Annotated in this window: 8 protein-coding genes and 1 pseudogene; 6 read left to right on the plus strand and 3 right to left on the minus strand. The window is 69.1% G+C overall.

Annotated elements, in window-relative coordinates; translation table 11 throughout:
• Positions 1-828: 828 nt before the first annotated feature.
• Together FXF52_RS37080 and FXF52_RS37085 are read left to right on the plus strand one after the other, a co-directional pair.
• Positions 829-3,246: a PQQ-dependent sugar dehydrogenase gene (locus FXF52_RS37080; RefSeq protein ID WP_148804345.1), complete on the plus strand. Its 2,418-nt coding sequence runs from the start codon at positions 829-831 to the stop codon at positions 3,244-3,246.
• A gap of 15 nt (positions 3,247-3,261) precedes the next feature.
• Complete coding sequence (locus tag FXF52_RS37085; RefSeq protein ID WP_148804346.1) at positions 3,262-4,422, plus strand: ThuA domain-containing protein; 1,161 nt, start codon at positions 3,262-3,264, stop codon at positions 4,420-4,422.
• 902 nt (positions 4,423-5,324) lie between these two features.
• Here FXF52_RS37085 and FXF52_RS37095 read toward each other — a convergent pair.
• The gene (locus FXF52_RS37095) at positions 5,325-8,522 is read right to left on the minus strand and encodes a S8 family serine peptidase (protein ID WP_148804348.1); all 3,198 of its coding nucleotides are present in this window, start codon (positions 8,520-8,522) and stop codon (positions 5,325-5,327) included.
• A gap of 254 nt (positions 8,523-8,776) precedes the next feature.
• On the opposite strand from FXF52_RS37095, the gene FXF52_RS37100 reads away from it, so the two are divergent.
• Together FXF52_RS37100 and FXF52_RS37105 are read left to right on the plus strand one after the other, a co-directional pair.
• The gene (locus tag FXF52_RS37100; RefSeq protein WP_148804349.1) at positions 8,777-9,718 is read left to right on the plus strand and encodes a LuxR family transcriptional regulator; all 942 of its coding nucleotides are present in this window, start codon (positions 8,777-8,779) and stop codon (positions 9,716-9,718) included.
• A gap of 256 nt (positions 9,719-9,974) precedes the next feature.
• On the plus strand, positions 9,975-10,151 hold the full coding sequence (locus FXF52_RS37105; protein ID WP_148804350.1) for an alpha/beta fold hydrolase: 177 nt from the start codon (positions 9,975-9,977) through the stop codon (positions 10,149-10,151).
• A 457-nt stretch (positions 10,152-10,608) separates the two neighbouring features.
• Here FXF52_RS37105 and FXF52_RS37110 read toward each other — a convergent pair whose 3' ends face one another.
• Positions 10,609-13,203 (minus strand): glycoside hydrolase family 97 catalytic domain-containing protein, encoded by a 2,595-nt coding sequence (locus FXF52_RS37110; RefSeq protein WP_148804351.1) that lies wholly within the window; start codon positions 13,201-13,203, stop codon positions 10,609-10,611.
• Positions 13,204-14,221: 1,018 nt separating this feature from the next.
• Here FXF52_RS37110 and FXF52_RS44300 point away from each other — a divergent pair.
• Positions 14,222-14,584: pseudogene (locus FXF52_RS44300) on the plus strand (transposase); the annotation flags it as partial.
• 72 nt (positions 14,585-14,656) lie between these two features.
• Here FXF52_RS44300 and FXF52_RS37120 read toward each other — a convergent pair.
• Entirely contained in the window at positions 14,657-15,034 is a 378-nt protein-coding gene (locus FXF52_RS37120) for a nuclear transport factor 2 family protein (protein ID WP_148804352.1), read from the minus strand.
• 241 nt (positions 15,035-15,275) lie between these two features.
• Between FXF52_RS37120 and FXF52_RS42695 the strand changes: the two genes are divergently transcribed.
• A partial coding sequence (locus tag FXF52_RS42695; protein WP_222870887.1) for a hypothetical protein occupies positions 15,276-15,492 on the plus strand: 217 nt, incomplete at its 3' end.

Consider the following 15,492-nt stretch of genomic DNA (forward strand, 5'->3'; position numbering starts at 1 on the left):
GCAAGCTCAGAGATCATTTTGTTAGGAACTCTAAGCTGATCAGGGACGCTCCGCTCGACGGCCATCGTGGTGCCGTCTGTCCACGAGCCGGGAAACACAAACGCGCTTCAGCGGATCTCAGAGCGAGGCACCAGCGACGTCGACGCCGAAATCAAACTGCTCGGCATCGTGCACAACCTGAACAAGATCTTTCGTCACGACGCCAGACCGAAGACCGCTTGACAGCTGAAGATCGAAAGCTATGCGACAGGCGCTCAGCCATCCCGCGCAGGCACCAAAACCCACCCGGCCAGGCCCCGGACGTCCACCGGCAGCCCTAACCGACACCGCGCACCCCGCCACGACGTCGGTAAAACATCCACCGCGCCCGCACCCAAGCCGACCAGCAAAAACGCAAAGGTTAAAAACAAGACTAGCTTCGGTAGTCCGCAGGCGGCTGGCGCGGGTCGGCGAGCGTCCCGGGAACGTCCCGGCCGGTCAGGAAGGCCCGGACGGATGCAGACTAGACCGGCAACGGCGGTAACCTCGTTGACGAACACCGGCAATGCTTCGCGCCAACGTGCGCGCCGCCTTCTGGTCACGGCCGCAAAGTTTGGCGCACAGCATCGACGGATCTCGACATGTCAATCAAAGTCCCCTACTGTGGTCGCACGGCCTGAGACCGCTCTCTATACGATCCGTTCGGCGGCGGACGCGTGAAGCGTGCTCCACGACGCGGGCCGACGTCACGGCATCCTCAGCTGCGACGCGGCGGCGCGCGCCCTGCCTGGCGAGCTTGGTCAGGAAGGGGCACTAGTGAATCGACAGCCCATCGTTCGATGGCGGCCAATGGCGGTCGCTCTGCTTCTGGTCGCCTCGGGACTCAGCGTCCTCGCCGCGCCGGCGACCCCGGCCGCAGCGGCGATCAACCCCGCCGACTTCCAGCAGGTCACGCTCGCCAAGGGCGTGGCGGAGACCGGCGAACCGATGGCCATCACGGTGTTGCCGGACCGCTCGGTCCTGCACACCGCGCGCGACGGCACCCTGCGCCGCACCGACGCGCTCGGCAACACAGCGGTGGTCGCGAACATACCTGTGTACACGCACGACGAGGAGGGCCTGCAGGGCGTCGCCGCCGACCCGAACTTCGCCAGCAACCGCAATATTTACCTGTACTACGCGCCGCCGCTGAGCACCCCGACCGGCGACGCGCCTGCCACCGGTACCGCCACCGACTGGGCAACCTGGACCGGGGTCAACCGCCTGTCCCGGTTCACCCTGAACGCCGACTACACGGTAGACATGGCCAGCCAGGTCACCGTCCTGGAGGTGACGACCAGCCGCGGCATCTGCTGCCACGTCGGCGGTGACATCGACTTCGACGCGGCCGGCAACCTGTACCTGTCCACCGGCGACGACACCAACCCGTTCGAGTCGAGCGGGTACTCGCCGATCGACGAGCGCACCAACCGCAACCCCGCCTACGACGCGCAACGCACCTCCGGCAACACCAACGACCTGCGCGGCAAGGTTCTGCGGATCAAGGTCAACGCCAACGGGACGTACTCGATCCCGGCCGGCAACATGTTCGCGCCGGGCACCGCCAACACCCGGCCCGAGATCTACGCCATGGGCTTCCGCAACCCGTTCCGGATGAGCGTCGACAAGGCCACCGGCATCGTCTACCTCGGCGACTACGGGCCGGACGCGGGCCGGACCGACGCCAACCGGGGCCCGTCCGGTCAGGTCGAGTTCGACCGGATCACGGGGCCGGGCTTCTACGGCTGGCCGTACTGCACCGGCACGAACACCACCACCGAGACGTACAACGAGTGGAACTTCGCCACCAACTCCACCGGCCCGAAGTTCAACTGCACCGGCGGCCCGACGAACAACTCCGTCCGCAACACGGGCCTGACCACGCTGCCGGCGGCCAAGCCCGCCTGGATTCGTTACGCCGGCGACGCCGGCTCCCCGCCCGAGTTCGGCACCGGTTCCGAGTCGCCGATGGGTGGCCCAATCTACCGGTACGACGCCGCCAACCCGTCGACCACGAAATTCCCCGCCAGCCTGGACGGGCAGTACTTCGCCGGCGAATTCGGCCGCGGCTGGATCAAGCCCATCGTGGTCAACGCGGACGGCTCGCCAGGTGTGATCGACAACTTCCCGTGGAACGGCAAGCAGGTCATGGACATGGCGTTCGGCCCGGACGGGGCGCTGTACGTCCTGGACTACGGCACCGGCTACTTCAACGGCGACGCCAACTCCGCAGTCTACCGCTACGACTACGTCGGCGCCGCCGGCAACCGCGCCCCGACCGCGGTCGCCGGCGCCGACAAGACATCCGGCGCGGCACCGCTGGCCGTGTCGTTCTCGTCGGCGGGCTCCAGCGACCCGGAGGGCGGGGCGCTGACCTACTCGTGGGCGTTCGGTGACGGCGGTACCTCCACCGCTGCCGACCCGTCGCACACGTACACCACCAACGGCAACTACGTCGCCACCCTGACGGTGCGCGACCCGCAGGGCGCCACCGGCACGGCCAGCGTGCCGATCAGCGTCGGCAACACCGCGCCCACGGTCATCGTCAACAGCCCCGCTTCCGGCCAGCTGGCTGACTTCGGCGAAAGCGTGCCGTGGCGCGTCACGGTCACCGACCCAGAGGACGGCACGATCGACTGCGCCAAGGTGACCATGGCGTACGTTCTCGGCCACGACCAGCACGCGCACCAGATCACCTCGCAGACCGGCTGCTCCGGCACGATCACGATCCCGGTGGACGGCGAGCACGACGCGGCGTCGAACATCTTCCCGATCTTCGACGCGTCGTACACCGACACGGGCGGCCTGACCACTCACGCGCAGAACATCCTGCAGCCGAAACACCGGCAGGCCGAGCACTACAAGACCTCGTCGGGCATCAGCAAGTTCAGCAGGACCACGGCCGAGGGCGGCATGACCGTCGGCGACATCAACAACGGCGACTGGATCGAGTTCGACCCGTACAAGCTCAACAACGTCATCTCGTTCACCGCCCGGGTGTCGTCCGCCGGGTCGGGCGGCACGCTGCAGTTCCGGACCGGTTCGCCGACCGGCACGATCATCGGCTCGGCAACTGTCACGCCGACCGGGTCGTGGGAGACGTTCGCCACGATGAGCGGCACCATCAGCGGCGCGCCCGCGGGCACCACCTCGCTGTACGTCACGTTCGCAGGCAAAGGCAAACGCGCGCTGTTCGACCTGGACAGCTTCGCGTTCGTCACCGGCTAGAAGGGACCCCCTTTCATGTTGCGCAGACTCGCCTTCTGCCTCGCCATCGTGGTCGCCGCGTTCGGCTTCACCGCCGTGCCGGCCCACGCCGCGCCGGACTTCACCGTGCTCGTGTTCAGCAAGACCGCCGGGTTCCGCCACGACTCCATTCCCACCGGCATCCAGACGATCCGCGACCTGGGCACGGCGAACAACTTCGCCGTCGAGGCCACGGAGGACGCCACCCAGTTCAACGCAACCAACCTGGCCCGATTCAAGGTGGTCATCTGGCTGTCGACTACCGGCGACGTACTCGACGCGACCCAAGAGGCCGCGTTCGAGAACTACATCCGCGCCGGCGGCGGCTACGTCGGCATTCACGCGGCGGCCGACACGGAGTACAACTGGGCCTGGTACGGCGGGCTCGTCGGGGCGTACTTCGCCAGCCACCCGACGATCCAGACCGCGACGGTCCGCATCGAGGACACCACGCACCCGTCGACGGCCGGCCTGCCGGTCGCGTGGAGCCGCGTCGACGAGTGGTACAACTACCGCACGAACCCCCGCTCCCAAGTGCACGTCCTCGCGACGCTCGACGAGTCGACCTACAGCGGCGGCACAATGGGCAGCGACCATCCCATCTCATGGTGCCGGGCCTACGACGGCGGCCGGTCCTTCTATACCGGCATGGGCCACACCATCGGCAGCTACGGCGAGGCGAACTACCGCACCCACTTGCTCGGCGGCATCCGCTACGCCGCGCAGGGCACCGGCGACTGCTCGGTCAGCGCTCCGCCGCCGCCCCCGCCGGACCTGGCGCTGAACCAACCCGCCACGGCGTCCAGCGTGGAGAACGCCTCCTTCCCCGCCTCGAATGCCGTGGACGCCTCCCCCACCACGCGGTGGTCGAGCGCGTTGTCCGACCCGCAGTGGATCTGGGTCGACCTCGGCGGCACGCACACCGTCAACCGGGTTCGGCTGGTGTGGGCGACCACGTACGGCAAGAACTACCAGATCCAGACCTCGGCCGACGGGAACACCTGGACCACGATCCGGACCATCACCAACGGCAACGGCGGTGAGGACGACAACACTGGCCTGAACGCCTCGACCAGGTACGTACGCGTCTACGGCACCGCCCGCGGCACCAGAAAGGCGGGCTACTCGCTGTTCACGTTCCAGGTGTACGGGACGTGATTCAACCGTCGGCGGCGTAATCGAACCCGCACTGACGAGAGCGGCGCCGAGGAGATCGCCATCAGAGGCGGCACCACCGACGAATGGTGGTGCCGCCTCTGCGCTATCTCGGCCAGTGGCCTGACCTCCAGCTGCAAACTCATCGGACGCCACGAAAATGGTTGGTCACCGATGCCTCAATGTGTCCCCGGTGCGTCGACTCGGCCCGGGTGCCGCTGCATTTCGGGCGCGATCCGCGATCGCGGCGCTATGTTCAGCGTCGCTGCCCTCCTGCGGAACGTTGGTGACACGTGCGCGGACCGCTGCCGCGGCGCCGCCGCCCGACGAGGCGATGATGAGCGGCAGATCGGGCTGTCCGTCGTCATACCCATAGGACAGCAGGGTCGTCACGTCGAACAGTCGCCTGTCAGCCGTCCCGTGTTGACCAGGGGCAGCGCGTCGGCCGGCACGACCACGAGATGGCCGCGGACCATTCGGGTGACGAACGAGACCTGCACTCGGCCGGGTGTCGGCACCACCGGCGAAGCGTTGCGAGCCGTCGGTGGCAACCGAGAGCCGGTCGCCGGTGATCAACGTGACTGTGCGATACAGCTCGCCGCCCTTCGCGCTCTGGCTGGCGGGGTTGGCACTGGGCAACCGGGCGGGGACAGCTGCGGCCGTACCGGCCGGGGCGATACCCGGGATCATGGTCGCTTTGACGGCGCAGCTACCGAACCTACTGTCGTAGGCGCATTGTGCTCCCATCCAGTCGATGCTTGATTGGGGTCGGAGGACGGGTACGGCCGCGAGTGGGCGCACAGGATTGCTGCCAGCTTGCAAATCCGTCCCTACCGGGTTCGCAGAAGTTGCGCGTAACCCGCCAGCACGGGTCCGGCCGGTGCGCCGGCCGAACCCGTGGGCGGTCAGGCCAGTCGGTAGGCCCGAATGATCGTCTCCGTGACGGCGTTGCCGTGCACATCCTCGGCGGACGCTCGCAGCGACACGAATCCCCCGACCGACTCGGGATGCCGTACTGTAGCGAAGCCGTCCGCCACCGGCACCCGCTGCCAGGTCGCGCCGTCGTCGAAGGAGACCTCGACGGACAGCTCGCGGACACGGGCGGTGCTCACCGTCCCGTCGACGCGGACCGGAAGCGAGACGGTCTGGCCGGCCGGCAGCTGCCCGAGACCGTCGAGCTGCGGGTCGAATCGGACGGCGAGTAACGGCAGAGTCGTACTCGCTGCGACATACCGCGACTCGAACGTCCATTCCGCCGCCACCTGGGTAGAGCGGATCGCGCCCGGCACGGCGGTCCGGGAGATCAGTCGGTACTGGCCCTTGTCCGGCCGGACCTGGAAGGCGGCGCTGTCCGGACGTAGGCTGCCGGTGACGAGGCGGCCATCGCGGTACAGCACCGTCTCGCCGGTGCCGCCGATCCACGTCGAGCTCGCGTAGTGGCCGGGCGAGCTGTCGGATACCAGCGGCACGGAGAAGCTGAGCACGTTCCCGGACCGGACGGACGCGCTGCCGACCACCGGGCCGAGGACCGAGCTGTACCAGTCCTCGTGCAAGGTCCCGCCGTTGGCGATCGTCCGGACGCTCTGGTTCTGCACTTGGAGGAACTTCGGCGTCGTCTGGTACAGCGCCGAGCTCCACCGCACCCCACCCGCGCTGTAGAAGTACGAGGTGAGCCGGCCGGGCAGCGCGATCTCGTCCTTGTTGATGGCCTCGGCCGGCGGGGCGGACGAGCCGGGCGCGACGGCGAAGTCGACCCGGTCGCCGGTGCCGCCCGTACCGGTCGAGCCGAAGTCGGCGGTGACCGTGGCCAAGTCCGCGTCGGTGATCACTGGGTGCGAGCTGACCGGGCCGGACTGGTTGGCCACGGCCACGTTGCAGACCCGCCGGGAACCGGGGCCGCAGGTGGTGCTGCGCAGTACGTCGCGCAGGTACTGCACCGAGGTGTATGTCAGTCCGGGCACCTTCGCCGGTACGACGTACGCCTCCGGGGCGCTCGCCGCGAACGCGGTTCCGGTGCCGGCGATGCCGAGCGCGGAGCCGGTGTACGTGCCGGTCTCGACGCCGTTGAGGGTGACCCGAACCGGCTCACCGGCCCGGGCGTCGAGCACTACCTCGCGGGTGGTGTCCAGGCTGACCTCGGTGGCAGCCAGGGTGTACGACGGGTACCACGGCTCGCGGTCCGGGGACTGGCTCGGAATCCAGGCGTACACCCCGTACCGGCCGGCCGGCAGCTCACCACTGAGCGGGCGACCGAACGTCAATCCCGAGTACGTGATTCCGGTGTCGAGGTTGGTCATGAACACCGGGAAGCCGTAAGTCCGGCCGTTCGTCACGCCGTCCCGGTCGGTGGTGCTGACCGTGATCGGCTGGGTCACCGGGTTCGCGTACCCGGAGACCGCCGTCTGCACCACGATGTCGCCGTCGGTGGCGGTGACGCGGGCCCCGTATGGGCCGGTCGCCTTCGCGGTGATCGTGACCTGCGCGGCGCCTCCCGCCGGCACGGTGACGTGCGTCGCGCTCAGCGTGAACGTGCCCTCGGGCGCCGCCCGACCGGCCAGGTCGGTCGCGACGAGGTCGAGCTTCAGCTTGACCTCGTCCCGGCCGTTGTTGCGGTATTTGATGGTGCCGCTCGCCGGTGCGTCGCCGACGGTGAACGGGCCGAGCGCCAGGGTCGGCTGGACCGCGTACACCTGCTGCCGGGTCGCCCGGTTGACGTCGAGCCGCCCACTGCCCTGCCCGTACACGGTGGCGTCGGCCTGCGGTTCTGCGGCGCCAACCAGCGCCGACTTGAGCCGGTCGGCCGCCCAGTCCGGGTGCGCGGCGGCGAGGATCGCGGCGGCACCGGTCACATGCGGGGCGGCCATCGAGGTGCCGTTGGCCTGGATGTACTGGTCGTCGATCGGGTAGCCGATCGTCGTCCCCGCAGCTCGGCCGGCGACGATCGCGTATCCGGGGGCGGTGATCTCGGGCTTCACCGCGTGGTCGCCGACCCGGGGGCCACGGCTGGAGAACCCAGCGAGCTGGTCGTCGTCGGTGACCGCGCCGACGGTGAGCGCGGCGTCGGCCGCCCCGGGCGCGGTGACGCTCTCGTCGCGGCCGTTGTTGCCGGCCGAGATGACGAAGAGCGTGCCGTACTTCGCGGTCAGCGTGTTGACCGCCTGCGACATCTCGTCGGTGCCGTCGGTGGCCCCACCGCCGAGGCTCAGGTTCACCACCTTCGCCCCAGCCGCCGCAGCCCACTCCATCCCGGCGATGATCGCCGAGTTGGGACAGCCGCTGGGCTTGCAGACCCGGCCGATGAGCAGCTTCGCGTCGGGCGCGATGCCAGAACTCCGGCCGGCGCCGGCAATGATCGTCGCAACGTGGGTGCCGTGCCCGACGTCGTCCTTGGTCGCAGTCGGGCTGCCGGTGAAGTCCTTCTCCCCGATGACCCGTCCGGCGAGGTCGGGGTGCGTGGGGTCGTACCCGGTGTCAAGGACCGCGACCGTGGCCCCGGCCCCGGTCAGGCCGCGCCGCCACGCCTGCGGAGCGCGGACCTGCCGGGCGCTGTCCACGTCGTGCGGCTGGGCGACACCGTCGAGCGACACCCGGGCAATCCCGCCAGCGAGGCTCGCCGCCTGCCGTGGCGCGGTCGGGTTCACCGACTTCCAGAACGCGGCCGCGCCCGCGGTCGGCACCTCCACCGCCTTGGCGTGTACCGAGGGCAGGTCCCGCTTCACCTCGGCGCCGCCGGCGCGCAGTCGCGGCGCCGCGGTGGCCGCCGCGGCCTCCGTGCCGTAGGTGACGATCAGCGGCAGCTCGCCGGCCGGCGTGGGTGTACGCAGCAGCGTGGTGATGTCGAACAGCGCCCGGTCCAGCACACCGGTGTCCACCAGTCGCTGCGCGTCGAACGGCGTGACGGTGACCTGGCCGTGCTCGGTCCGCTGCAGGAAGGGCATGCCATCCCGCCCGGCAGCCGGCTGGAAGGTCACCGACGGCGTGCCGGCCTCGTCCCGGACCAGCGTCACCTGGTCGCCGGTGACCAGCGTGACGGTGCCGGTGGCGGTGTCGGCCGGGATGCCCGGCACGATCGCCGTGGGCGCTGTGGCAATCGTGGTCTCCAAGGCCGGCGAGGCAGCCTGCGCGGGCTGGTCCACAACGGCGGCACCGACAGCGAGCGCCGTGGCGATGACGGCGGCGGCCGCCCTCCGACGGGGTCGGATACCGGCGCGCGGCCGAGGCGTAGGTCTCACGCGTCCTCCTCTTGTCCACTTCACTGATCAACCAGTCAGCGCGAGACTGGCACGCAACCTGAAGACCAGGGAAGGCTCTGTTGTGGCTGAAATGCGGCACTGCCGCAAAACCAGCAGGAGGTGACGTGTTCGAGGCACTGGGATTGACCCGCGCCGAGGAGGCGATCTGGCAGGCCCTTATCGACCGCCCGCCGGCCGCGGCTGCGGAACTTCGCGACAACGAGGGTCTGTCGGCCCGCGCTGTGGCGGCAACCCTGGCCAGCCTGCGTGCCAAGGGACTGGTGATCGCCCTCTCCGGCCGGCCGGTCCGGTACACCGCCACCACGCCCGACATCGCGTTGGACGTACTGATCCGGTCCAAGGAGGAGGAGCTGCGCCGCACCCGACTGCTAACCGGTCAGATCATGGAGCGGTACCGGTCGGGCCGCCGCGCCGCCGCACCAGAGGATGTGGTCGAGGTCGTCCGAGGCGCCGAGGCGGTGTTCCAGCGCTGGTGCCAGATCCAACGCGCCGCCCGCACCGAGCTGTGCGCGCTGGACCGGCCGCCGTACCTCACCGACACCAACCCGTACGAAGTCGAGCTGCTCAACTCCGGGGTCCGGTTCCGCGCCGTGTACGACAGTGCGGTCCTCGACCTGCCCGGCAGGCTCGCGGGGATCGAGGCGATGATGCGGCGCGGCGAACAGGCCCGGGTCGGCGCGGTACCGGTGAAGTTCATCCTCGCCGACAACCGGATCGGCATGATTTCCCTGCAACACCCGGCGACCACGGACGCCGTACTCGTCGTGCATTCCTCGTCGCTGCTGGTCGCGCTCCGGGGACTCTTCGAGGCGATCTGGCGCACCTCGGTGCCGGTTGCCACCGGTTCGAGCGGCGACGAACTTGACCCGGACGACCTGCGCCTGCTCACCTACCTCGCCGCGGGCATGACCGATGACGCCATCGCCCGGCAACTCGGCTGGCATCTGCGTACGGTGCAGCGCCGGGTCCGGCGCTTGATGAGCGAGCTCGGGGTACGGACCCGGTTCCAGGCTGGCCTGCACGCCGCCAGGCGCGGCTGGCTGTAGGCCTCGGCGCTGGTCCGCGTCCGTCGACCCACACGCGCTGAGCACGCGTACGTCACGCCCGCCTTGGTGACCGCACCCATCCCGCCGAACCGCTCCCCCGATTTGTGATCATCTTCGTGTGCCCGGGTAGGCCGCCGGCGGGCGCCGGTTTCGTGGTGGCCGCCTTGACGCAGGCGGCCAGGACGTCAGGCATCACTTCCGCGCCCTTCCACAGGACATCGCCGACAACGCCAAGTACGCCAAGACCAAACTCACCATGCCGGTGCTCGCCCTCGGCGCCCAGGCGAGCCTAGGGGACGCCGCATCCCAACAGGCCGCCCATTACGCCTCCAACGTCAGCGGCGGCGTCATCGAGGACTGTGGCCATTGGATCTTCGAGAAACGCCCCGCCGAACTCACAAGCCAACTGCTGAAGTTCCTCCAACCGACCTAACCTGACCCGTTCGACTCCGGCCGGCCGCAGCCGGCGCCACTACGAGCCGTTGGCCCACAACACCAGTTCGCCGGCGAGGCGGTCGCGCAGCCGCGATTGTGGCCGCGCAGCAAGCCCGGCGGGCAGCCGATCCCCTCTCCGTATGCGCCGGACTTCCTACGCGACGGCGGCCGGCTCGATCTGCCCGACGACCTGGCGGTACTCGCGGTGAGGACCCTCGGCCGGATCATGGGTGTGGACTCCAAATGGCGCGGCCTCCATACTCCCCTTTGTCCGTCCATAGTTCCCGGTGCGGCCGGCTGGGGCGAGAGGGCCGGTTGCGCCGACCACTGGGGCGGCAGCGGGTCGTCGCAGGGACCGACAAGCGCCTCAATCGATGGTGGGAAGGGGTCCGGAAGGGCGGCGTGCTGACCGCCCTCCCGGCCCTTCCCGGTGCCAGTGGCTCCGCTGAGACGGCTTATCCGCAGGTCACCCGGGCCTCGCCCCAGTCGGCGTGGTCGAAGTTTCTACCGTCTCCACCGTCGGTGACCTTCAAGGTCAACATGCGCACTCCCGCGACGTCGACGCCGAGTGGGCGCGCGCCGTCGGCACGCCGGACGACTCCGGTGTCGGCGAGTTGCCGGCCGTCGCCGAGGACCTGGAACGCGACCGAGCCGGACTGGGTGACCTCGTCGTCGATGCCGATCTCGGCCTGCAGTTGGCTGCAGGCCCCACCCAGCCACACGGTGAGCTCGCTCGGCGCGTGGGTCCCGATGCCCTTGGCGTACGTCCTGCCGCCGATGGACAGGGTCTGTCCGTCGCCGGCACCCGTCTCCCCATTGGATTTGTCGCGCTCGACCGGCCCCCACCCGTTGCTCTCGCTCAGGAACGGCAGGTCGCTCACGTACGCTGTTCCGCTCGGGCTAGGCGGCGGAACGAACACGCGGACCGCCTCCTCGACATGCACCGGACGCTTCTGCGGGTCGTCGGAGAAGCGGTAGGTGGCGACGACCGGGACATCGACGTAGCCGGGGGCGGCATCCCCCGCGGCGGTGACCGTCCACGCGCCGCCGATCGACTCACCAGCCCGCAAACGCTTCGTCGATACTGGCGCACCGTTCACGCTCCAGCCCGCGGGCGGCGTCACCCGCAGCGTGACGTCGGTGATCGGCGCGCCGGCGGGCAGGGTGAACGTGCCGCGTACGTCGATGGTGCTGCCTGGCCGTGCCTCCGCCTGGGTGGGCGTCACCGCAAGAATCGTCTGCGGCGCCCGGCGTACCGGCTGGTCACAGGTCGACATTCCCTTGGCGTACTTGCAGACCACGGAGACAAAGCCTCCGTTGGTGGCTACGGGCACCGCGAGCCTGTCGTCCGAGTCGACAATCTGCGCCTCCCGGATCAGGCCGTGTGGGCCGTCGCGGAGGGTCTCCACGAGCCATTGGCCCTTGCCCAGAAACGTCAGCGGCGTCTCGAACGTCTTTGCCGGCACGGCCGAGATCGCGCCGAGGTACCAGCGCTCATCCGCCCGTCTGGCGAGGAAGACCTCCTGCCCTGGGCGTCCGCCGAGCAGGCGCGTCTCGTCCCACGTCGTCGGGAGCTGGTTCAGCGTTCGGAGCGCCTCGGGGCGCGATTCGTAGTTCTCAGGCTTGTCCGCGGCGTGCTGCCAGCCCGACTCGTACACCAGGAACGTCGCCACCTCGTGCGCGGCAGTGGTGTCGCGGTCGGAGACGACGAAGGCGACCGGGGTGTAGTCCATGCCACCGACGACGTTGCGCGTGAACGGAAACATCGTGTTAGTCGCGGCCCGGGTACGGAACTGCTCCGCGCCGCGGATCCCCTCGACGGTCATGACGTGCGGCCACGTCCGTTGGATGCCGCGGGGGATGGTCGCGCCGTGGAAGTTGACCATGAGTTGCAGGTCGGCGGTCTTCCGGAGAATATCGTCGTACCACGCGAAGCGCGCCTGGGAATCCGAGTCCATGAAGTCGACCTTCACGCCGGCGACACCCCAGGACTTGATGAGCGGGAGCGTCTCGTTTCGTTCCTGTGCGGTGTCCAGGGCCGTCCAGTGGAACCACAGCAGCACCTCGACGCCCCGAGCGCGCGCGTAGCGCACCACGTCCGGCACCCAGCTGCGGTCCCAGCCCTCGTCGATCAGGACGTAGGACCATCCGTTGCGGGCGGCGAAGTCGATGTACTGCTTCTGGCGCACCGGGTTCCGAGGGCTGTCGTGCTCCGACAGCCACGACCACGCGACCGTGCCGGGGCGGATCCACGAGGTGTCGGCCACCTTCGACGCCGGTGCCAGGTCGTCGACGAGCGTCGAGGTGGTCACCGTGGCCAGGTCACCCACGATCGCGGTACGCCAGGGCGTGGCCAGCGGGCCGGGAGAGGTGACCTCCCCGTCGGCGAGCTTGATCATGTAGCTCCCCGATCCCGCCTGGTGCGTGAGGCGGCCACCCGAGTATCGCCCGTCGACGTCCGACTCGGTGAGCAGGACGTAGGTGTCCTCGACGGCGAACAGAGCCGGGAAGCCGAAGTCGCCCGCCGCTGCCGCTCCGGCGGTTGTCTCGACCCGGATCCCCTCGTAGTTGGGGGTGTAGGGCAGCAGCCACGCCGGCGCGCCGGTCGGCAGGGCGTACGACGATGTCTCCCGCTTGACGGTGACGCCGTCGGCGTCGGGAAGGACGTACCGGAAGGCCACGCCGTCATCCGAGACACGGACCACAAGGTCCATCCGCGTGCCGTCGGCGCCAGCGAACGAGAGCGTCGACTCCGTCAGCGTGGCGTGCCGAACGCGCTGCTTTCCGGTGGTCATGGTGTAGTTCTCCGCCACGATCCGATCGGTGCGGCGGAGGAAGGTCAGGCCTCTGGTCAGGTCGGCGGCTGTGGTCTCGATGCCGACCGCGGAGGGCGCGAGCAGGTTCCTGCCCTGGTGGGAGACGGCGAGCGACAACGCGCCGTCGGCGTCGAGCGCGACCGTCGCCGATACCGGCGTTGCCGGCGCCGGAGCACCGATCGCCCAGGTGGTGGTATCCGAAGCCGTGGCGGGTTTGGCCGCCACTGCCGTCATAGCGGCGGCGAGTATGGGTACGACGCAGCGAACGAGGAGCCGGTGCCACGAGCTGTGCACACGCATAGATCATCCCTTCTACACGGGGTTCGATCAGCGGATGCCGAAGCAGCAGGCACGTGCCAGGGCGCAGATGCGGCAGGTGATTGACGCGAGGCCCGTGCCTGCGCCGTCAGTTGCGGGACCCTCAACCTGACCGCGACCGCGTTGCCTACGACGGCAAGAGCCGGCCGGTATGGCCGGCATGGGGAGCCAACCTCCCTCCGGTCCGTTCACAAAATCCAACACCAGCGAACAGAGGTGCCGACTGTACGAGCGCCCTCACGGCCCTCGCGACGCGGAGTTTAGGGGACGGACTCGCCCTGGATCAACCGCTGCGTCTTGGGTCCGTAACGCTGAAGCAATGCGTCTCGCTCTGATTCCATGCACAAATGACCATAAATACTCACAGAGGAGCGGCTGGCACGTGGGGCGTTCGATGATGTTGTCGAATGTGCATCTAGGAGCGTTTGTGGTAGAGCGGTACCTCGGCCGTAGCGACCGCACCGACATCAAGCGCTACACGACGACCGCCGGCAAGGAAATGCAGCGGCTCACGATCTTCTGGGAAGCGCGATTCCGAGCGCTGTACCTCGACTACGACGCCGCGTTCGACTGGTCACCGGACGATCCGCGCCCGCCCGCGGTGGCCGAACGGACCCGGCGGTGGTTCGTCGGGCGGGACGCAGGGGCCGAGGCCGGGCCGCCGCCCGACCCGACAATCACCCGCTGGCCGCCGTGGCCGCCGGAACGTCCTCGCCGGCCTGAGCACGGATCGCCGAGCTGGCGACGGAAGTCCCGTAAATCCGGCCGGCACCAGGGCGTGGGTCACGACAGCCCCGGATCGTCTCCCATCAGTCGGCGAGGCCGCCGATGCACGCCGTCCGCGACTCGCGGCATCCTCGTCTGCCGCAGGCAATGCGCGCCGGTGCTGGCACATCCGTCACCCTCGGTAGCCGTGACCGTGACGCATCAGATGCGAGGACGTCCGGACGACGGCGCCCCGATCTACATCATCCTGGACAACCTCTCCGCCCACACCGGCGCGGACATCCGCCGCTGGGCGAAGAAGAACAAGGTCGAGCTGTGCTTCACCCCGACCTGCGCTTTCTGGGCCAATCCGATCGAGGCCCACTTCGGCCCGCTGCGGCAGTTCACCCTGGCCAACTCCCACCACCGCAGCCACCCTGCGCAAACCCAGGCACTGCACCGCTACCTGCGCTGGCGCAATACCAACGCCCGCCACCCCGACGTACTCGCCGCCCAACGCAAGGAACGCGCCCGCGTCCGCAGCGAGAAGGGCATTCGCTGGGGCGGACGCCCCCTCAACATCGCGGCCTGACCAACCGCGAACCGCAGCCCCGGAGCGCCGAAGGGGGCAAGTTCAGGAGAAGGACAGCGACAGAAGGATGACTCAGGAGGCGGACGGTGCGATCTCCCCTGCAAAGACGATGAACTGGTCGATGAGGCTCCGCCGCAGATGGACGACGTCCGTTCCCGCCAGGCGGGGACCTCCATCCGGCGTGGTAAAGACCCACTGGTACCGGGCCCACTCGTCAGGCATGTCCACCGCCGAGCAGCGCACCATCGTGCCGGTCCCCGCCGGGTGGCGCCGGATGTCCAGCACGAACCGCTCGACCGCCGCGATTCCTTCGCTGCGACCCAACGGCCCCCAGAAGACCACGTCTGAGGTCAGGGCCTGGGAGAGCAGGGTAGTCACATAGCTGTCGTCCGAGGCGTTGAACGCGGAGATGAACGTGTCGATCGCGGAGCGTGCAATCTCTTCCTGCATGCCCCAGTAATACCAGCCGTTTCGCGTGCGCTCGTCCCGCGAGCCGCCTTCCGATCACGGTGAACCATCTCGGTCACAGCACTAGCGACCAAAGATCGCTAGTGCGCTGACCACTAACGTTCGCCTGGTTGGCCACCCCGGGAAACTGTCGTACCCGTCGGGTTGGGTGTCGTTTGTGCCTCGCCGTCGGGATCCTGCCGCGCCGCGGGTGGTCTATCGGACCGCTCGTGTTGCTGTGCGGGTGACTGCTGGGCAGCGGCGGCGGTGTTTCGGGCTGCTGCGCTCGGCTGGTGATGTGTGGGCGTGCGTGCTCGAGGTCAACGGGTGGCGGCGGCGCCGCCGGGACGTGCCGTTGACCGGTTATCAGGCGTTGTGCCGGGAGTTGGCGGGGTCGGGTCCGGGCACGTTCGGTGAGCTGGACTCGGTCGGCGCCCGGTCGGTGTTGCGCCGGTTCTCCG

It is taken from the genome of Micromonospora sp. MP36 (assembly GCF_008119785.1).
In the GTDB taxonomy this organism is placed as follows: Bacteria; Actinomycetota; Actinomycetes; order Mycobacteriales; family Micromonosporaceae; genus Micromonospora.